This is a genomic window from Photobacterium leiognathi, assembly GCF_030685535.1.
Taxonomy (GTDB): domain Bacteria; phylum Pseudomonadota; class Gammaproteobacteria; order Enterobacterales; family Vibrionaceae; genus Photobacterium; species Photobacterium leiognathi.
Genome location: NZ_CP131601.1, coordinates 703,365 through 720,694 on the forward strand (window position 1 = coordinate 703,365; position 17,330 = coordinate 720,694).

10 protein-coding genes, 27 tRNA genes and 1 pseudogene are annotated in these 17,330 nt (G+C 43.7%); 2 read left to right on the top strand and 36 right to left on the bottom strand.

Going from position 1 to position 17,330, the window contains the following annotated elements; translation table 11 throughout:
• Positions 1 to 19: 19 nt before the first annotated feature.
• A complete protein-coding gene (gene leuS, locus Q7674_RS10315; protein WP_305423690.1) occupies positions 20 to 2,593 on the bottom strand; it encodes a leucine--tRNA ligase in 2,574 nt (857 codons plus the stop codon).
• Between the two features lie 171 nt (positions 2,594 to 2,764).
• On the opposite strand from leuS, the gene Q7674_RS10320 reads away from it, so the two are divergent.
• Positions 2,765 to 3,247 (top strand): zinc ribbon-containing protein, encoded by a 483-nt coding sequence (locus tag Q7674_RS10320; protein WP_008986298.1) that lies wholly within the window; start codon positions 2,765 to 2,767, stop codon positions 3,245 to 3,247.
• Between the two features lie 72 nt (positions 3,248 to 3,319).
• On the opposite strand, the gene Q7674_RS10325 is transcribed toward Q7674_RS10320, so the two are convergent.
• The 7 genes and pseudogenes from Q7674_RS10325 to mtgA form a co-directional block, all read right to left on the bottom strand.
• Complete coding sequence (locus tag Q7674_RS10325) at positions 3,320 to 4,048, bottom strand: lipid-binding SYLF domain-containing protein (RefSeq protein WP_045065022.1); 729 nt, start codon at positions 4,046 to 4,048, stop codon at positions 3,320 to 3,322.
• 159 nt (positions 4,049 to 4,207) lie between these two features.
• Positions 4,208 to 5,762: pseudogene (gene lnt / locus Q7674_RS10330) on the bottom strand (apolipoprotein N-acyltransferase).
• A gap of 3 nt (positions 5,763 to 5,765) precedes the next feature.
• Positions 5,766 to 6,638 (bottom strand): CNNM family magnesium/cobalt transport protein CorC, encoded by an 873-nt coding sequence (gene corC / locus Q7674_RS10335; RefSeq protein WP_305423691.1) that lies wholly within the window; start codon positions 6,636 to 6,638, stop codon positions 5,766 to 5,768.
• An 87-nt stretch (positions 6,639 to 6,725) separates the two neighbouring features.
• The gene (gene ybeY / locus Q7674_RS10340; protein WP_045065025.1) at positions 6,726 to 7,190 is read right to left on the bottom strand and encodes an rRNA maturation RNase YbeY; all 465 of its coding nucleotides are present in this window, start codon (positions 7,188 to 7,190) and stop codon (positions 6,726 to 6,728) included.
• Entirely contained in the window at positions 7,190 to 8,287 is a 1,098-nt protein-coding gene (locus tag Q7674_RS10345) for a PhoH family protein (RefSeq protein ID WP_305423692.1), read from the bottom strand. Before Q7674_RS10345 ends, ybeY begins: the two co-directional genes overlap by 1 nt.
• 100 nt (positions 8,288 to 8,387) lie before the next feature.
• Positions 8,388 to 9,812: a tRNA (N6-isopentenyl adenosine(37)-C2)-methylthiotransferase MiaB gene (miaB, locus tag Q7674_RS10350; RefSeq protein WP_045065028.1), complete on the bottom strand. Its 1,425-nt coding sequence runs from the start codon at positions 9,810 to 9,812 to the stop codon at positions 8,388 to 8,390.
• A gap of 161 nt (positions 9,813 to 9,973) precedes the next feature.
• Positions 9,974 to 10,693 carry a monofunctional biosynthetic peptidoglycan transglycosylase gene (gene mtgA / locus Q7674_RS10355; RefSeq protein ID WP_080892234.1) on the bottom strand — a complete coding sequence of 240 codons (720 nt, stop codon included), beginning with the start codon at positions 10,691 to 10,693 and terminating at the stop codon, positions 9,974 to 9,976.
• A gap of 163 nt (positions 10,694 to 10,856) precedes the next feature.
• On the opposite strand from mtgA, the gene Q7674_RS10360 reads away from it, so the two are divergent.
• Positions 10,857 to 12,017 (top strand): 2-octaprenyl-3-methyl-6-methoxy-1,4-benzoquinol hydroxylase, encoded by a 1,161-nt coding sequence (locus Q7674_RS10360; protein ID WP_045065030.1) that lies wholly within the window; start codon positions 10,857 to 10,859, stop codon positions 12,015 to 12,017.
• A gap of 140 nt (positions 12,018 to 12,157) precedes the next feature.
• Here Q7674_RS10360 and Q7674_RS10365 read toward each other — a convergent pair.
• From Q7674_RS10365 to Q7674_RS10500, 28 genes are all read right to left on the bottom strand, one after another.
• Positions 12,158 to 12,242: transfer RNA gene (locus Q7674_RS10365), tRNA-Leu, on the bottom strand.
• A gap of 33 nt (positions 12,243 to 12,275) precedes the next feature.
• Positions 12,276 to 12,350 (bottom strand) — tRNA-Gln (locus Q7674_RS10370).
• A gap of 41 nt (positions 12,351 to 12,391) precedes the next feature.
• Positions 12,392 to 12,476: transfer RNA gene (locus Q7674_RS10375), tRNA-Leu, on the bottom strand.
• Positions 12,477 to 12,557: 81 nt separating this feature from the next.
• A tRNA-Leu gene (locus tag Q7674_RS10380) sits at positions 12,558 to 12,642 on the bottom strand.
• Between the two features lie 33 nt (positions 12,643 to 12,675).
• Positions 12,676 to 12,750, bottom strand: a tRNA-Gln gene (locus Q7674_RS10385).
• A 41-nt stretch (positions 12,751 to 12,791) separates the two neighbouring features.
• Positions 12,792 to 12,876: transfer RNA gene (locus tag Q7674_RS10390), tRNA-Leu, on the bottom strand.
• Between the two features lie 80 nt (positions 12,877 to 12,956).
• A tRNA-Met gene (locus Q7674_RS10395) sits at positions 12,957 to 13,033 on the bottom strand.
• A gap of 39 nt (positions 13,034 to 13,072) precedes the next feature.
• Positions 13,073 to 13,147, bottom strand: a tRNA-Gln gene (locus Q7674_RS10400).
• A 41-nt stretch (positions 13,148 to 13,188) separates the two neighbouring features.
• Positions 13,189 to 13,273: transfer RNA gene (locus Q7674_RS10405), tRNA-Leu, on the bottom strand.
• Between the two features lie 82 nt (positions 13,274 to 13,355).
• Positions 13,356 to 13,440, bottom strand: a tRNA-Leu gene (locus tag Q7674_RS10410).
• A 33-nt stretch (positions 13,441 to 13,473) separates the two neighbouring features.
• Positions 13,474 to 13,548, bottom strand: a tRNA-Gln gene (locus Q7674_RS10415).
• 41 nt (positions 13,549 to 13,589) lie between these two features.
• A tRNA-Leu gene (locus Q7674_RS10420) sits at positions 13,590 to 13,674 on the bottom strand.
• Between the two features lie 80 nt (positions 13,675 to 13,754).
• Positions 13,755 to 13,831: transfer RNA gene (locus Q7674_RS10425), tRNA-Met, on the bottom strand.
• A gap of 39 nt (positions 13,832 to 13,870) precedes the next feature.
• A tRNA-Gln gene (locus Q7674_RS10430) sits at positions 13,871 to 13,945 on the bottom strand.
• A 41-nt stretch (positions 13,946 to 13,986) separates the two neighbouring features.
• Positions 13,987 to 14,071: transfer RNA gene (locus tag Q7674_RS10435), tRNA-Leu, on the bottom strand.
• 81 nt (positions 14,072 to 14,152) lie between these two features.
• Positions 14,153 to 14,237: transfer RNA gene (locus tag Q7674_RS10440), tRNA-Leu, on the bottom strand.
• A gap of 33 nt (positions 14,238 to 14,270) precedes the next feature.
• A tRNA-Gln gene (locus Q7674_RS10445) sits at positions 14,271 to 14,345 on the bottom strand.
• 42 nt (positions 14,346 to 14,387) lie between these two features.
• Positions 14,388 to 14,472, bottom strand: a tRNA-Leu gene (locus tag Q7674_RS10450).
• Between the two features lie 80 nt (positions 14,473 to 14,552).
• A tRNA-Met gene (locus Q7674_RS10455) sits at positions 14,553 to 14,629 on the bottom strand.
• A 39-nt stretch (positions 14,630 to 14,668) separates the two neighbouring features.
• Positions 14,669 to 14,743: transfer RNA gene (locus Q7674_RS10460), tRNA-Gln, on the bottom strand.
• 37 nt (positions 14,744 to 14,780) lie between these two features.
• Positions 14,781 to 14,865: transfer RNA gene (locus tag Q7674_RS10465), tRNA-Leu, on the bottom strand.
• A 33-nt stretch (positions 14,866 to 14,898) separates the two neighbouring features.
• A tRNA-Gln gene (locus tag Q7674_RS10470) sits at positions 14,899 to 14,973 on the bottom strand.
• Positions 14,974 to 15,014: 41 nt separating this feature from the next.
• Positions 15,015 to 15,099: transfer RNA gene (locus Q7674_RS10475), tRNA-Leu, on the bottom strand.
• Between the two features lie 81 nt (positions 15,100 to 15,180).
• A tRNA-Met gene (locus Q7674_RS10480) sits at positions 15,181 to 15,257 on the bottom strand.
• A gap of 39 nt (positions 15,258 to 15,296) precedes the next feature.
• Positions 15,297 to 15,371: transfer RNA gene (locus Q7674_RS10485), tRNA-Gln, on the bottom strand.
• Positions 15,372 to 15,408: 37 nt separating this feature from the next.
• Positions 15,409 to 15,493, bottom strand: a tRNA-Leu gene (locus Q7674_RS10490).
• A gap of 49 nt (positions 15,494 to 15,542) precedes the next feature.
• Positions 15,543 to 15,619 (bottom strand) — tRNA-Met (locus Q7674_RS10495).
• 285 nt (positions 15,620 to 15,904) lie between these two features.
• Positions 15,905 to 17,293 carry an IS4 family transposase gene (locus Q7674_RS10500; RefSeq protein WP_305422587.1) on the bottom strand — a complete coding sequence of 463 codons (1,389 nt, stop codon included), beginning with the start codon at positions 17,291 to 17,293 and terminating at the stop codon, positions 15,905 to 15,907.
• Positions 17,294 to 17,330: the final 37 nt, after the last annotated feature.

The window sequence follows — 17,330 nt, forward strand, 5'->3', positions numbered from 1 at the left end:
CAAAGAAAAGTAACCTTGATTAGTTCGCTACGATGTTTAGTAGCTTACCAGGAACGTAGATCACTTTACGAATCGTTAAGCCATCAGTGAACTTAGTCACGTTCTCATCATTTAAGCCTAGCTCTTCTACTTGCTCTTTGGTTGCGTCAGCTGCAACAGTCAGTTTTGCACGTAGTTTACCGTTAACTTGAACGATGATCAGTTTCTCATCTTCCACTAATGCTTTTTCGTCAGCTTGTGGAAATTGTGCATTATCAATGTCTGTTTCGCCCAGTGCAGTCCACATTTCAAAACAGATATGTGGAGTGATTGGGTAAAGCATTGCAACAATCGCTTTTAGCGCTTCATCAAGAATTGCACGATCTTGTACAGACTCTTGAGGTGCCTTAGCAAGCTTGTTCATTAGCTCCATGATAGCAGCAATCGCAGTGTTAAATGTCTGACGACGACCGATATCATCACTTACTTTTGCAATAGTTTTGTGAATATCACGACGAAGTGCTTTTTGATCTGCAGTTAGTGCTGCTGCATCAACTGCTTCTGCTGCGCCTTTCTCAGTGTGTTCACGGACTAGTTTCCAAACACGCTTAAGGAAACGGTTAGCACCTTCAACGCCAGACTCTTGCCATTCAAGTGTCATGTCAGCAGGTGATGCAAACATCATGAATAGACGTACTGTGTCAGCACCGTACTTGTCTACCATCTCTTGAGGGTCGATACCGTTGTTCTTAGACTTAGACATTTTGATCATGCCTGAGTGTTCAACGTTACGGCCATCAGTATCAACAGCTGAAGTGATGCGACCTTTACCGTCACGTTCAACAGTTACGTCAGTTGGTGCAACCCATTCTTTACCACCTTTATCAGTGGCGTAGAAGAATGCGTCAGCAAGAACCATACCTTGACATAGTAGTTGCTTGAACGGCTCGTCAGATGTTACGTAGCCAGCATCACGTAGTAGTTTATGGAAGAAGCGAGAGTACAGTAGGTGCATACATGCGTGCTCAATACCACCAATGTATTGGTCTACAGGTAGCCAGTAGTTCGCTTTTTCTGGATCTAGGATGTCGTCAGCTTGTGGTGAACAGTAACGTGCGTAGTACCAAGAAGATTCCATGAAGGTATCAAACGTGTCTGTTTCACGTAGTGCTGGCTCGCCGTTAAAGGTAGTTTTCGCCCACTCTTTATCAGCTTTGATTGGGCTAGTCACGCCATCCATTACCACGTCTTCTGGCAGAATCACTGGTAGTTGATCTGCTGGTACTGGGTGAACTTCACCATCTTCAGTGGTTACCATTGGGATTGGTGCGCCCCAGTAACGTTGACGAGATACACCCCAGTCACGTAGACGGAAGTTAACTGTCTTCTTACCTTTACCTTCAGCTTCAAGTTTTGCTGCAATGGCATCAAATGCTTGTTGGAAGTTTAGTCCATCGAACTCACCTGAATTAAACAGGACACCTTTTTCAGTGTATGCCGCTTCAGCGATATCTAGCTCGCTACCATCTTCTGGCTTGATAACTGCCATGATGTCGATGTTGTACTTAGTCGCAAACTCGAAGTCACGTTGATCGTGCGCAGGTACTGCCATTACTGCACCTGTGCCGTAATCCATCAGTACGAAGTTTGCTACGTATACAGGTACTTCACGACCATCTAGTGGATGGATAGCGGTTAGGCCAGTATCCATGCCTTTCTTTTCCATGGTTGCAAGATCAGCTTCTGCAACCTTGTTGTTACGGCATTCGTGAATGAAATCTGCAAGTGCTGGATTATTCTCAGCTGCTTTTGCTGCAAGAGGGTGACCTGCTGCGATGCTTACGAATGTCACACCCATTAGTGTGTCAGGGCGTGTTGTGTAAACTTCTAGATCGTCGTTGTCTTTAACTTTGAATGTTAGTTCAACACCTTCAGAGCGACCAATCCAGTTGCGCTGCATGGTTTTTACCATTTCAGGCCAACCGTCTAGTTGATCAAGATCGTCAAGTAGCTCTTGTGCGTACTCAGTGATCTTAATGAACCATTGTGGGATCTCTTTTTGCTCAACTGGTGTGTCACAACGCCAACAGCAACCATCTTCAACCTGCTCGTTAGCAAGTACAGTTTGGTCGTTTGGACACCAGTTAACAGATGAAGTCTTCTTGTAAACAAGACCTTTGTTGTAAAGCTTAGTGAAGAACTCTTGCTCCCAACGGTAGTATTCTGGCGTACATGTTGCGAACTCACGGTTCCAATCGTAACCAAAGCCTAATAGCTTAAGTTGGTTCTTCATGTACTCGATGTTTTCGTAAGTCCATGGCGCAGGTGCCGTCTTATTTTTCACTGCCGCATTTTCAGTCGGTAAACCAAATGCATCCCAGCCGATTGGCTGCATTACATTTTTACCTTGTAAGCGCTGGTAGCGAGAGATAACATCACCGATAGTGTAGTTACGCACGTGACCCATGTGCAGTCGACCACTTGGGTACGGGAACATGGAGAGACAGTAGAATTTTTCTTTATTAGGGTCTTCACTAACAACAAAGGTTTTTTTGTTGTCCCAATGTTCTTGAACTTTCTGTTCAATGTCCTGTGGACGATATTGTTCTTGCATCGATGGCATCCGGAATAGTGTGAGTTTGATATAAACACATTCAAATGAATCGGCATAGAATAACCAAAGGTAAAGGTGTCAACAATAGCTGAAGGCAATTCGATACCTTTAATCTTGTATTTGGCGGTATTTCAGCACGCTTTTAGTCAATATAGGCTAAGGAGAAACATCATGACTCAACAAAAAGCACATTACGAAGCGCTATTAGAAAAAGTCACCGAGACATTAAAAAATAGCCCACAAGAGCTTAAGAAGTTTATTGAGACGACTGAACTGTATGGTAAAGCCGCCAGCGATATGACCAAAGATGAGCTTGCATTAATTGAAGCGTATTTAAAAAGTGATCTAAAAACCTTCAGTGAAGAAGCGAAAAACAGCCCAGAGCCTTTCAAAGAAAGCCCATTCTATAAGTTAGTAAGTGAAACCATTTGGCAGCACCTTGCTGAAATCACGGATAAGACACAATTAGAGTGGCTAGAAGTAATGGATGATATTAAACACAAAGGGGTGTATCACTCAGGCGAGTTAGTAGGGCTTGGACATTTAGTTTGTGAGAAATGCGGTCATCAACAGACCATTACACATGTGACTCGTATTGAGCCATGTATTAAATGTGGCTGTAAAGAATTTAGCCGTCAGCCGCTTGAGCCGTAAACAGTTCGTTTTAGTCGATAAGAAAAACGCAGCCCGAGAGCTGCGTTTTTTATATATAGCGTTTAGGTTTGATTAGATGTCGTCAGGACGCTCTAAAGTTTCAACAACCACTGCATTTTCTTCTGCTGGCGTTTTAATGGTTTCAGCTGGCTTTACAGTTTTTGCTTCTTGAGCAGGTTTCTGTAGCCCTTGAGGTACCATCTTGTCGTAGCCTTTCACATTACGTGTCGCTTCTGTCATTGGCTCGAAAGTGAACTTTTGACCAGCTAGTGATGCTTCAATCATGGCACCACCTTTGGCTTTAGTGAAGATAGCAACGCCATTAATGTAGCTGCGTGTTGCGTATTCACCGTTAGAGCCTGCACCTGCGCCAGCTGTACCTGCTTTTGCCGAGGCGCCTTCATCTAAGGCGACAGCTGATGCTTGAGCATCTAGCTCGAAGCTACCGCTAACAAAATTGTCATACGCGCGCTTGTCTTGGAAGAACAAGATCTCACTGTAAGCCTGTCCACCAAATTGTAAGCCAATAGATACTTGGAATAGTTTAGCAAAGCCAGTTGCTTGGTTCGCTTTAAAGACAACACCATTGCCGTAAGCACCACCGACCCAAAAACCGCCTTTACCAACTGAAGGGAAAACGACATAACCATAAGCGCTTTTAAAGAATGGCTGAGTTTGTGGTGACTGATAGAACAAGTCGAGTGCTTTTTGTGTATCACTATCTTGTGCTAGTGCTGACGTCGAGCTCAGCATCATGATACAGGTACATAAGGTAATAAATAGTTTATGTATCGTTTTCATTAATCCGATCCTTGCAGGTTACGTAAGGCTTTGGGGGAGAGCCTTGCGAATCATAGGTTCTTTGTATGTGGTGTTTATAAGTATTTGGTTATTTATTCAACCAACATACCATGTGATTAAAAAAAAGGTGAAGCTTAAATCTTCACCTTTTTATTCACTTTACTCGGTTTCTAATTCTCGAGTGTCACGGAAATGTCCGCGTTGTCGACGGATCAGAATCCACGATAAGGCAAATGCCCATAAGCTATAGAAGTACAGTGGTAAACTACCAAGGGTGGTGTATGGCGTCATCCCAATTGTTGGGATCACTGTTGCTTTTAGAACACCAGTTACAAACTGCGGTAACTTTTTGGTGATATGACCTTCGTGATTAACAACAGCGGTAATCCCTGTGTTGGTTGCACGCAATAGTGGTTTTCCAAGCTCTAGGGCGCGCATCTGAGCGATTTCCATATGCTGGAAAGGACCAATAGAGCGACCAAACCACGCATCATTCGATAAAGTCAGTAACATTTCTGTGTGATTAGTGATGTTTTCACGCATTTGCTCACTAAATGCCACTTCATAACAAAGTGCTGGTGCAATAGAGTAACCATGTGCTTGAATGTTTGGCTGTACGTACGCACCACGGCTAAATGACGACATTGGTAAGTTAAACAATGGTGCAATAGGGCGAAGTAAATCACCAAATGGCACGAACTCACCAAAAGGTAGCAGGTGATGCTTACTGTATCGTGTCGCTGTGTCGTAGTTATACGGGCCGTCAGCATCTACACCTAAGGTTAAGATGTTATTGAAGAACTGACCATCTGGTTTCTGATCAAGAATACTGAGTGATCACTGTGCTGTTATTAGCGCGGGCTGCATCATCTAATCCTTGTAAGAACACAGGAATGTGGGCTTCTAAAGCAGGAATTGCCGCTTCTGGTAAGATGATCAGATCAGAACCCCAGTTTTCACGGGTCAGATCCATGTATTTCATCAAGGTCGGCCAGCGCTCATTCGGATCCCATTTCTTTTCTTGCGGGATGTTGCCCTGAATTAATGCCACCGTAACACTGTTTTTCGGATCAGGTTTCACCCACTGTGCTTTACCAGCCCAGAATGATAGACCAATGATCACAACAGGGATTAATAATGGTTTCCAATTACGGTAACTAATTGCAGCAACAATGGCACCAGAGTTCAGCACTAATGCAAGCGTAATACCTTCGACACCAAAGATAGGTGCAATAGACGCAAGAGGGCTATCAATTTGGCTATAACCCATCCATAGCCAAGGAAAGCCAGTAAATAACCAGCCACGGATCCAATCTAGGATTAACCAGATCACAGGACCTGTAAGTAGTAGCTGGTGGAAAGGACGATGACGGTTAATACGATTGTATAGGTAACCGAAAAGCGCGGGATAAAGTGCAAGATAGCCAATTAATAGGCTCATCAAGAATACGCTAGCGATCTTTGGCATACCACCAAAGTTATCAATACTAACGTGTACCCAGCTAATACCAGTACCAAACATGCCTAAACCGTAAAGGAAACCGATCAGAGCAGAGCGTTTAGCCGTTTTATGCTGGAGTAAGAAGAAAAAGGCAATGAGAGATAATGGCGCAAGTAGCCAATAGTTATAAGGTGCAAAAGAAAGGGTAGCAATGGCACCCGCTGGGACCGCTGCGAGCAGCTGTCCCAACGTTAGTAATGATTTTTTTGTCATTATTTAAGAAGTAATAGTCGGTTGAAATGCTTCGTCAGGAACCGTTACTTGTAACTGGATAACACGACGGTTATCGGCAGAAGTCACTTTAAACGAGTAACCATCAACTTCAACAACTTCACCTCGGGTTGGTAGGTGACCAAAACTCATCATCACAAGTCCGCCAACGGTATCGACTTCTTCGTCGCAGAATGAGGTTTGGAAGAGTTCATTGAAATCTTCAATGGTTGTCAGTGCTTTTACCGCATAAGTGTGTTTACTTAACTGACGGATATCTTGCTCTTCTTCGTCGTCGAATTCATCTTCGATTTCACCAACGATTTGTTCAAGGATATCTTCAATGGTGATAACACCGGAAACACCACCAAACTCATCAACCACAATCGCCATGTGGTAGCGCTCTTCGCGGAATTCTTTTAATAGACGGTCAACGCGCTTACTTTCCGGCACAACAACGGCAGGGCGTAGCACTTTGTCCATATCAAAAGGTTCGCTATCAGGAAGCAGATAACGGAGAAGATCTTTGGCTAGCAAAATGCCTTCAACGTGGTCTTTGTCATCACTGATCACTGGGTAACGAGAGTGTTGGGCTTCAACAATTAAATCAATCAGATCTTCTAACTTCTGAGAACGCTCAATCGTGATCATTTGTGAACGTGGGATCATAATATCACGTACACGCATTTCAGAAATTTCCATTACACCTTCGAGCATGTCGCGAGTGTCGTGGTCGATCAGATCGTTTTCTTCTGAATCTCGAAAAACTTCAACCAAGTCTTCACGGTTTTGTGGTTCACCTTGAAACAGTTGGTCAATACGTTCAAAGAAGGACTTTCTACTCGGACCTTCAGATGTTTGGGGGTTATCTTCGTTCATTATTTACTTTCAGCAAATAGCTTGTCAGCTAAGTGGACGATGCCACGGAAATGCGATCCATCACATGATGAATCGCGGTATTAAATATTATTGCTTTTCAGAGATGTAAGGATCAACAAAGCCCATGTTTTGCATGATTTCTGTTTCTAAACCTTCCATTTGTTCAGCTTCATCATCTTCAATATGATCATAACCTAGCAGATGAAGACTGCCATGTACAACCATATGTGCCCAATGTGCTGTTAGCGGCTTATTCTGCTCAAGTGCTTCTTTTTCTACCACTTGTCGGCAAATAATTAAGTCGCCTAACAGTTCCAATTCAATGCCCGGAGGCGCTTCAAATGGAAAAGATAACACGTTGGTTGGACGATCTTTACCACGGTATTCAAGGTTAAGCTCATGGCTGTCAGCTTCATCCACTAAGCGGATAGTGACTTCAGCATCAGCTTGAAAAGGGGTAACGGCTGCATCTAACCACTGTTGGAATTCTGCTTCAGTTGGCAGTCCATCTTGGCTTTCAGTGGCGTATTGTAAATCAAGGTAAATAGCCATTAGTTACTCTTTTCTGATTCTACTTTTGCCGCTGCTGCAACAGCAACTAACGCGGCTTCTTTCGCATCTTGCTCAGCGCGACGGCGTTGTTCTGCAAGTTTGCGTTGCTTCTGATCTTCGCTTTCCCATGTTTCGTACGCTTGCACAATACGAGCAACAACGGGATGGCGAACAACGTCATCGGCTTGGAAGAAGTTAAAGCTGATTTCATCAACATCAGATAATACTTCAATCGCATGGCGTAGACCTGAACGAGCCCCACGTGGTAAGTCGATCTGGGTAACGTCATAGGTGATCACTGCACATGAGTTAAAACCAATACGGGTTAGGAACATTTTCATCTGTTCAACCGTGGTGTTTTGGCTCTCATCTAGGATGATAAATGCATCATTAAGGGTACGTCCACGCATATATGCTAATGGGGCAACTTCAATCACATTTCGTTCAATTAATTTTTCTACTCGCTCGAAGCCTAACATTTCAAATAGTGCATCGTAGAGTGGTCGAAGGTAAGGATCGACCTTCTGGCTTAAATCGCCTGGTAGAAAACCTAATTTCTCACCAGCTTCAACCGCTGGACGCGTTAATAGAATACGTCGGATCTCTTGACGCTCTAATGCATCGACCGCCGCAGCAACGGCAAGGTAGGTTTTACCCGTACAAGCAGGACCAATACCAAAGGTAATATCATGCGTCACCATGTTAGCAATGTATTGTGCTTGGTTTGGTGTACGTGGCTTAATCACACCTTTTTTAGTTTTGATGTGAATTTCTTTACCGTATGGGATAGAAGATTCTGTTGTTTGCTCTAATACGCCAGATTCTTTGATCGCAAGGTGGATTTGATCCGGTTCGATATCAGGAATGTTATTACGCACAGGGGCGGTATCAACGTAGAGATCTTTAATGATATTGGTAGCAGCTTCGGCAGTATGTGGTTTACCCACAACGCTAAAGTTATTGCTACGGTGATTGATCTCAACACCCAAACGGCGTTCTAATTGTTTGATATTGTCGTCGAAAGGGCCACAGAGGCTGGAAAGGCGCTGGTTATCGGCAGGTTCCAGGGTAAATTCTACAGTAATTATTTTGCTCAAGGTTTGCCTCTCATTTAGGCCGCCGAGTGGCGGCCATATACATAGGGCAGAAGACGTACTCTAGTAATACGTAATGCTTCAATAAAGCGATTACGATTTACTATGGAGTATAAACGCCTACACCCAATTCATCTTCTTTACGAGTCTTCGCCATCATTTCTGCTGGAGTCATCGCAACACGAAGATTCATTTCAGCTTCTGTACGTACTAGCTCACCGCGTAGTGAGTTAGTAAATACGTCAGTGATCTTCACGTCTACGAATTGACCAATTAAATCAGCAGAACCTTCGAAGTTAACAACTCGGTTGTTCTCAGTACGACCACGAAGTTCCATTACGTTCTTCTTCGATGGACCTTCTACAAGGATACGTTGTTCAGTACCTAGCATTTGGCGTGAGTAACGCATAGCTTGAGTATTGATCTGTTGTTGTAGTTCGTACAAGCGTTCTTTTTTCACTTCTTCTGTAAGATCACATGGGTAATCCGCTGCTGGCGTACCAGGGCGCGCAGAGAAAATGAAGCTAAAGCTCATGTCAAAATCAACGTCACGGATCAGCTTCATTGTATCTTGGAAGTCCTGATCGGTTTCGCCAGGGAATGCCACGATAAAGTCAGAGCTGATAGTAATATCAGGACGTGCTTGACGTAGTTTACGGATTTTAGATTTGTACTCGATAGCCGTGTGTGGACGCTTCATCATAGTTAGGATGCGATCCGAACCACTTTGTACAGGTAAGTGTAAGAAGCTTACAAGCTCTGGCGTATCTTTGTACACTTCGATGATGTCATCAGTGAACTCGATAGGGTGGCTTGTTGTGTAACGAATACGGTCAATACCATCGATAGCAGCAACAAGACGTAGCAGTTCAGCAAATGATGCGATTTCACCATCGTGCATTGCGCCACGGTATGCGTTTACGTTTTGACCTAGTAGGTTAACTTCACGTACACCTTGCTCTGCAAGTTGGGCAATTTCAAATAGTACGTCATCAAGTGGACGGCTAACTTCTTCACCACGTGTGTATGGAACTACACAGTAAGTACAGTATTTAGAACAACCTTCCATGATAGAAACGAACGCTGTTGCGCCTTCTGCACGTGGTTCTGGTAGGCTGTCAAATTTCTCAATTTCAGGGAATGAGATATCCATAACAGGCGCATCGTCAGATTGCGACTGTTTAATCATTTCTGGTAGGCGGTGTAGAGTCTGTGGACCAAAAATCACATCAACGTAAGGTGCACGTTGACGAATAGAATCGCCTTCTTGGGTTGCTACACAACCACCGACACCGATCACAAGATCCGGCTTCTTATCTTTTAATGTTTTCCAACGACCTAATTGGTGGAAAACTTTCTCTTGTGCCTTTTCACGGATCGAGCAGGTGTTAAGTAGCAGAACATCTGCTTCTTCTGGGATTTCCGTTAACTCAAAGCCATTAGCTGCATTAAGAAGATCTGCCATTTTAGATGAATCGTATTCGTTCATCTGGCAGCCCCAGGTTTTGATCAGCAGTTTCTTCGCCATCTCTAACTCTTCGCTCGTAGTGTTGATTTCATTACATTCAGATTACGGGCTGACAGGGGACATAGATTGTCATCACCTGTAGCAAGCCGCGTATTGTACTGCTTTAAACTCGCTCTGACCAGATCATCACCACCCCGAATAAATTGTGGGTTTATTCTTTACTAAGGATAAATGTGGAATGATTTAAAAAGTGACTGTTCATTATAGACTTTATCAAGCGTTACCATACCCAGTTGACGCATCTGACGACGGATCCATAGAGTACGTTGGTAAACATAATTGCTCATTGGTGATGCTTTTATCTTATAAGGGTTCGGTAACACCGCTGCCAATTGTGCTGCTTGTTGTGCGCTTAAACGACTCGCTGGGATGTGGAAGAAATGCTCACTCGCAGCTTCCACACCATAGATCCCTGGGCCAAACTCAATAATATTTAAGTACACTTCTAAAATACGTTCCTTACCCCAAACGATTTCCATTAATAATGAAAAGTACAGTTCTACACCTTTACGAATAAATGAGTGAACAGGGAATAAAAACATATTCTTAGCAGCTTGCTGGCTAATCGTACTTGCGCCGCGATCGGGGCCATTTTTGCCTGCGTATTTTAATACTGCTAGGGTTGCTTGCACATCAATACCATGGTGCTCAGGAAAGGTTTGATCTTCTGAGGCAATGACAGCTAACTGCATATTCTTAGATATTTTATCTAAATTGACCCACTCATGTTGAATATGTTCAGGATAACCTTGAGGTGGGAACAGGGTACGACTAATCTCCCAGCCCCAAAATGGTGGGTTTACAAATTTGAAAATTACAACTAGGACAATAGGGAACAACAGAGCAAATAAAAAGAGTTTCAAGAAAAAGCGTTTAAGCATGATGAATATTGTTCCCTTAGATAAAAATAGCAGCACAAAAGAGAGAATGTTAAGCGTGGTTACATTCCCTGTTTATTGAATTTTCTTATACAATTCGAGTCAATATGATGGTTTATTGGATTATAACCAAATAACAAGCCTGAACGTAATAGGTAGGTAAATAATGGAACAATACGATGTCATCGTTGCTGGTGGCGGCATGGTTGGCGCAGCAACAGCACTTGGCTTAGCAAAATTAGGGATTGAGGTCGCAGTCTTAGAAGGTTTTGCTCCTCAGCCGTATACAGACTCACAGCCAATGGACTTGCGTGTTTCCGCAATATCACCTAACTCGGTTGCCTTACTAGAGCGTTTAGGCGCTTGGGATGCTGTAAAACAGATGCGCTTATGCCCATTTAAGCGTCTGGAAACGTGGGAAAGCCCTGAGTGCCGAACACGTTTTAATGCAGATGAAATGAACTTAGCGCAACTAGGCTACATCGTTGAAAACCGTGTATTACAGCTAGCGTTGTGGCAACAGTTCGAAAGCGCCGATAACTTAACCTTGTTGTGTCCTGCAAAAATGGTATCAGCAATGCATACTGAAGGTGGCTATATTGTTGAGCTTGAAGATAAGCAAACATTACAGTGTCGATTATTAGTCGGCACAGACGGTGCTAATTCTCAAGTGCGCCAACAAGCCGGTATTGGTATTACAGCATGGGATTATCGCCAGCACTGTATGTTAATCAATGTAGAAACCGCCTTGCCGCAGCAAGACATTACTTGGCAGCAATTTACGCCAGTAGGTCCTCGTTCATTCTTACCTTTGCCAGGACACCAAGGCTCACTGGTTTGGTATGACAGCCCAGAACGTATCAGACGCTTATCGCATATGACAGCCACTCAGCTTCATACTGAAATCTCAGCGGTTTTTCCTGATGAATTAGGTGAGTTTAAGGTGATTAATCACGGTAGCTTCCCATTAACACGTCGCCATGCTCAAACTTACTATAAACCCAATGTGGTTTTGCTAGGAGATGCTGCTCACACCATTAATCCATTAGCGGGACAAGGTGTGAATTTGGGCTTTAAAGATGTAGATGTACTACTGCAGGAAATAGAGGCTGCGGGAGAATTGTGGGCTGAAACTAAAGTGCTACACAAGTACGAGCAACGTCGTCGCCCTGACAATCTTGTAATGCAAACGGGAATGGATTTTTTCTACGTTGCTTTTAGTAATAATTTAGCGCCAATGAAGTTTTTACGAAATGCAGGATTACGTATTGCCGATCATGCTGGTGTGATGAAAAAACAAGTGTTGAAGTATGCCATGGGTATTTAGATAACAATTATTGATAATTGAGATAGCAAAAAGCCGAGAGACATTGTCACTCGGCTTTTTATTTATCTGGATATTATTCATTGTGAAATAATATTTAGCAGATAAAAGAAAACCCACTCAAAGAGTGGGTCTCTAAATAATGGTGCGGAAGGAGAGACTTGAACTCTCACACCTTGCGGCGCCAGAACCTAAATCTGGTGCGTCTACCAATTCCGCCACTTCCGCATAATTGACTGCGATAGCAATCAATTTAAATAATGGCAGGTCTACCTGGATTCGAACCAGGGAATGGCGGCATCAAAAGCCGCTGCCTTACCGCTTGGCGATAGACCTACAGCGCTTGTTTATCACAAGACTTTTAAAACTAGAGAGAATGGTGCGGAAGGAGAGACTTGAACTCTCACACCTTGCGGCGCCAGAACCTAAATCTGGTGCGTCTACCAATTCCGCCACTTCCGCATATTGTCAGTTACAAGTAACTGTTGTTTCTCTAGTTGTATTAATCAAAACAGTAATTGGTAAAACTGAGTTGAAGAATAATGGTGCGGAAGGAGAGACTTGAACTCTCACACCTTACGGCGCCAGAACCTAAATCTGGTGCGTCTACCAATTCCGCCACTTCCGCATAATTGACTGCGATAGCAATCAATTTAAATAATGGCAGGTCTACCTGGATTCGAACCAGGGAATGGCGGCATCAAAAGCCGCTGCCTTACCGCTTGGCGATAGACCTACAGCGCTTGTTTATCACAAGACTTTTAAAACTAGAGAGAATGGTGCGGAAGGAGAGACTTGAACTCTCACACCTTGCGGCGCCAGAACCTAAATCTGGTGCGTCTACCAATTCCGCCACTTCCGCATATTGTCAGTTACAAGTAACTGTTGTCTCTAGTTGTATTATCAAAACAGTAATTGGTAAAAGCTGAGTTGAAGAATAAATGGTGGCTACGACGGGATTCGAACCTGTGACCCCATCATTATGAGTGATGTGCTCTAACCAGCTGAGCTACGTAGCCAACACAGAATACTGACGTTTATCAATACTCTTTAAATAATGGCAGGTCTACCTGGATTCGAACCAGGGAATGGCGGCATCAAAAGCCGCTGCCTTACCGCTTGGCGATAGACCTACAGCGCTTGTTTATCACAAGACTTTTAAAACTAGAGAGAATGGTGCGGAAGGAGAGACTTGAACTCTCACACCTTGCGGCGCCAGAACCTAAATCTGGTGCGTCTACCAATTCCGCCACTTCCGCATATTGTCAGTTACAAGTAACTGTTGTTTCTCTAGTTGTATTAATCAAAACAGTAATTGGTAAAAGCTGAGTTGAAGAATAATGGTGCGGAAGGAGAGACTTGAACTCTCACACCTTGCGGCGCCAGAACCTAAATCTGGTGCGTCTACCAATTCCGCCACTTCCGCATAATTGACTGCGATAGCAATCAATTTAAATAATGGCAGGTCTACCTGGATTCGAACCAGGGAATGGCGGCATCAAAAGCCGCTGCCTTACCGCTTGGCGATAGACCTACAGCGCTTGTTTATCACAAGACTTTTAAAACTAGAGAGAATGGTGCGGAAGGAGAGACTTGAACTCTCACACCTTGCGGCGCCAGAACCTAAATCTGGTGCGTCTACCAATTCCGCCACTTCCGCATATTGTCAGTTACAAGTAACTGTTGTCTCTAGTTGTATTATCAAAACAGTAATTGGTAAAATCTGAGTTGAAGAATAAATGGTGGCTACGACGGGATTCGAACCTGTGACCCCATCATTATGAGTGATGTGCTCTAACCAGCTGAGCTACGAAGCCAACACAGAATACTGACGTTTATCAATACTCTTTAAATAATGGCAGGTCTACCTGGATTCGAACCAGGGAATGGCGGCATCAAAAGCCGCTGCCTTACCGCTTGGCGATAGACCTACAGCGCTTGTTTATCACAAGACTTTTAAAACTAGAGAGAATGGTGCGGAAGGAGAGACTTGAACTCTCACACCTTGCGGCGCCAGAACCTAAATCTGGTGCGTCTACCAATTCCGCCACTTCCGCATATTGTCAGTTACAAGTAACTGTTGTTTCTCTAGTTGTATTAATCAAAACAGTAATTGGTAAAACTGAGTTGAAGAATAATGGTGCGGAAGGAGAGACTTGAACTCTCACACCTTGCGGCGCCAGAACCTAAATCTGGTGCGTCTACCAATTCCGCCACTTCCGCATAATTGACTGCGATAGCAATCAATTTAAATAATGGCAGGTCTACCTGGATTCGAACCAGGGAATGGCGGCATCAAAAGCCGCTGCCTTACCGCTTGGCGATAGACCTACAGCGCTTGTTTATTCACAAGACTTTTAAAACTAGAGAGAATGGTGCGGAAGGAGAGACTTGAACTCTCACACCTTGCGGCGCCAGAACCTAAATCTGGTGCGTCTACCAATTCCGCCACTTCCGCATATTGTCAGCTACGAATAACTGTTGTCTCTAGTTGTATTTTCAAATCAGTAATTGGTAAAAGCTGATCTGAAGAATAAATGGTGGCTACGACGGGATTCGAACCTGTGACCCCATCATTATGAGTGATGTGCTCTAACCAGCTGAGCTACGTAGCCAACACAGAATACTGACGTTTATCAATACTCTTTAAATAATGGCAGGTCTACCTGGATTCGAACCAGGGAATGGCGGCATCAAAAGCCGCTGCCTTACCGCTTGGCGATAGACCTACAGCGCTAAAATAGCGATTCTCAACTCTATTGAGAATGGTGCGGAAGGAGAGACTTGAACTCTCACACCTTACGGCGCCAGAACCTAAATCTGGTGCGTCTACCAATTCCGCCACTTCCGCATAATTGACTGCGATAGCAATCAATTTAAATAATGGCAGGTCTACCTGGATTCGAACCAGGGAATGGCGGCATCAAAAGCCGCTGCCTTACCGCTTGGCGATAGACCTACAGCGCTTGTTTATCACAAGACTTTTAAAACTAGAGAGAATGGTGCGGAAGGAGAGACTTGAACTCTCACACCTTGCGGCGCCAGAACCTAAATCTGGTGCGTCTACCAATTCCGCCACTTCCGCATATTATCAGTTATGAATAACTGTTGTCTCTAGTTGTATTAATCAAAACAGTAATTGGTAAAAGCTGAGTTGAAGAATAAATGGTGGCTACGACGGGATTCGAACCTGTGACCCCATCATTATGAGTGATGTGCTCTAACCAGCTGAGCTACGTAGCCAACACAGAATACTGACGTTTATCAATACTCTTTAAATAATGGCAGGTCTACCTGGATTCGAACCAGGGAATGGCGGCATCAAAAGCCGCTGCCTTACCGCTTGGCGATAGACCTACAGCGCTAAAATAGCGATTCTCAACTCTATTGAGAATGGTGCGGAAGGAGAGACTTGAACTCTCACACCTTGCGGCGCCAGAACCTAAATCTGGTGCGTCTACCAATTCCGCCACTTCCGCATATTATCAGTATAATAAACTGATATTCAATTTTACGTTGAAAATTGAATGGTGGCTACGACGGGATTCGAACCTGTGACCCCATCATTATGAGTGATGTGCTCTAACCAACTGAGCTACGTAGCCATTTTCCTATTTATCACCGTGGCTCTTAGTGAGTCACTGTGTCGGGAACGGGGCGCATTATGCTCATACCAGCGAAAACCGTCAACAGTTTTTTTGAAAATATCGGGAAAATCCGTTTGTTCGTCGGATATTTGGACGATGTGTGCGAATGACAAACTGAAATCGACTTTGTCAGCCTAAAATATTGATAAATGTGAGGTGCATCAATTAATTCTAGTGACGGTAGAATTACGAAGCGTTGGTTGTTAAATACAAAATAAGCCAGCTAAAGAGCCTGTCTCTTGATCACAAGTCATTGTGTTCAAGAGACTTAGCTAGTTCATATCCTTCAAGGATGGTTTGTAACCTAAACCATCCTTGCCATAATGTCTTTACAGAAGCGCGACCCGTCCGCTTGGTATCTTTCCAACCACCTAACCGTGCAATACTTTTGTAAGCCCACGATATATTTGGTGCTTCTTTGGGCAGCTTTTTCTTCTCCAATTTTAACCACATAAGCTTCCACGCTTTACCTTTTAACACCCGTTCACAACAGCTACTAGATAACTCTTTAGATTCGTTCATAAATCTTAACTGGAGTAAACGAGTAGCAATAAATGCCAAAATAACACTGAGCCTTTCTAAGTTATCTTTACTTTGCATTCTCAGTTGTTCAACTTGCGTGCCTTCACTTTTCCAAACCTTGTGAAAATCTTCTATCAGCCAACGACGCTCATAATAACTGACGATGTTAAGTGCTTCCTCTTTGTTCGTTACAGGCTCTGATGTCAGTAAATGCCATGCGAGCTTGTCGTCACTCTCACCTTGCTCTATACATCCAACATAGTAGAGAGAGATATTATCGAACTCTTTTTTATTAGCGGGAGACTTAAGTGTCACGGGAGCATATTTGATGTCTAGATGAGCCGTGCGGGACTTACGACCGCCTTTTTGCGGTATTTTTAGCTCTTTGCTTCCTGCTGATAACAACTTGGAAGCGTAGTCATAAAGACGATTATCATGCTCCTCGATACAGCGACTTTGCATTGAGCGAACGATAAATCGTTGTTGTTGCTCGTGCTTGTAAGTGAGGTACTCGAATAAATCGGCTTCTCTATCACATACAGAAATAACCTCTGACATTTTCTCGCCTAGTCGCTCTGCAACATGGCGAGATGCTTGTTCCCATTTATAACTTTCTTTTTCTTTGTATGGTCGAGTTGCATGCTGGTGTCTTTGACCACGTTTTTCAATATCTCGGGTCCAGCGTTGTTGTTCGATTAAACCAACTACAGTGTGAGTTTCGGGAGCAAAAAGCAACGTTGAATGAACGAACATTGCTCGGTGTCGATTACCTTGATTGGAATGCCCGAGTGTATCTTGTATGCTGTGATGTGAGTAACTTAGAGAAGTGGTATCTTCCAATGCAAGCAGTGTTTGTTGTTCAAAAGCTTCTTGTGCTGTGACATAGAATCCAGCTTCTGCAATATCTTCTGCTTTGATTTGGTCATTACGAATAAAGCGATAAGCCCCTTCCATATCGGCTGGGGAGATGATGAGTTTTGAGATAGGGATACCAGGTTGTTCAGCCAGAGAGGTAGCTAGAGCAACGAGTCTTTGAGTGCGTCTTGGGTCATTAAGATCGGCTTGACCGAATTGTTTTTGAGCCCAAAGAGTTGGTTCTATATAGGTCATCATAATCATCCTTATCATTGCTTAGATGATCAGATCA

Coding starts and splice junctions, on each gene's coding strand:
- Q7674_RS10325 (WP_045065022.1), bottom strand. CDS start 4,048: ATGAAAACGATACATAAACTATTTATTACCTTATGTACCTGTATCATG.
- ybeY (WP_045065025.1), bottom strand. CDS start 7,190: ATGGCTATTTACCTTGATTTACAATACGCCACTGAAAGCCAAGATGGA.
- leuS (WP_305423690.1), bottom strand. CDS start 2,593: ATGCAAGAACAATATCGTCCACAGGACATTGAACAGAAAGTTCAAGAA.
- mtgA (WP_080892234.1), bottom strand. CDS start 10,693: ATGCTTAAACGCTTTTTCTTGAAACTCTTTTTATTTGCTCTGTTGTTC.
- Q7674_RS10500 (WP_305422587.1), bottom strand. CDS start 17,293: ATGACCTATATAGAACCAACTCTTTGGGCTCAAAAACAATTCGGTCAA.
- miaB (WP_045065028.1), bottom strand. CDS start 9,812: ATGGCGAAGAAACTGCTGATCAAAACCTGGGGCTGCCAGATGAACGAA.
- corC (WP_305423691.1), bottom strand. CDS start 6,638: ATGAACGAAGATAACCCCCAAACATCTGAAGGTCCGAGTAGAAAGTCC.
- Q7674_RS10360 (WP_045065030.1), top strand. CDS start 10,857: ATGGAACAATACGATGTCATCGTTGCTGGTGGCGGCATGGTTGGCGCA.
- Q7674_RS10320 (WP_008986298.1), top strand. CDS start 2,765: ATGACTCAACAAAAAGCACATTACGAAGCGCTATTAGAAAAAGTCACC.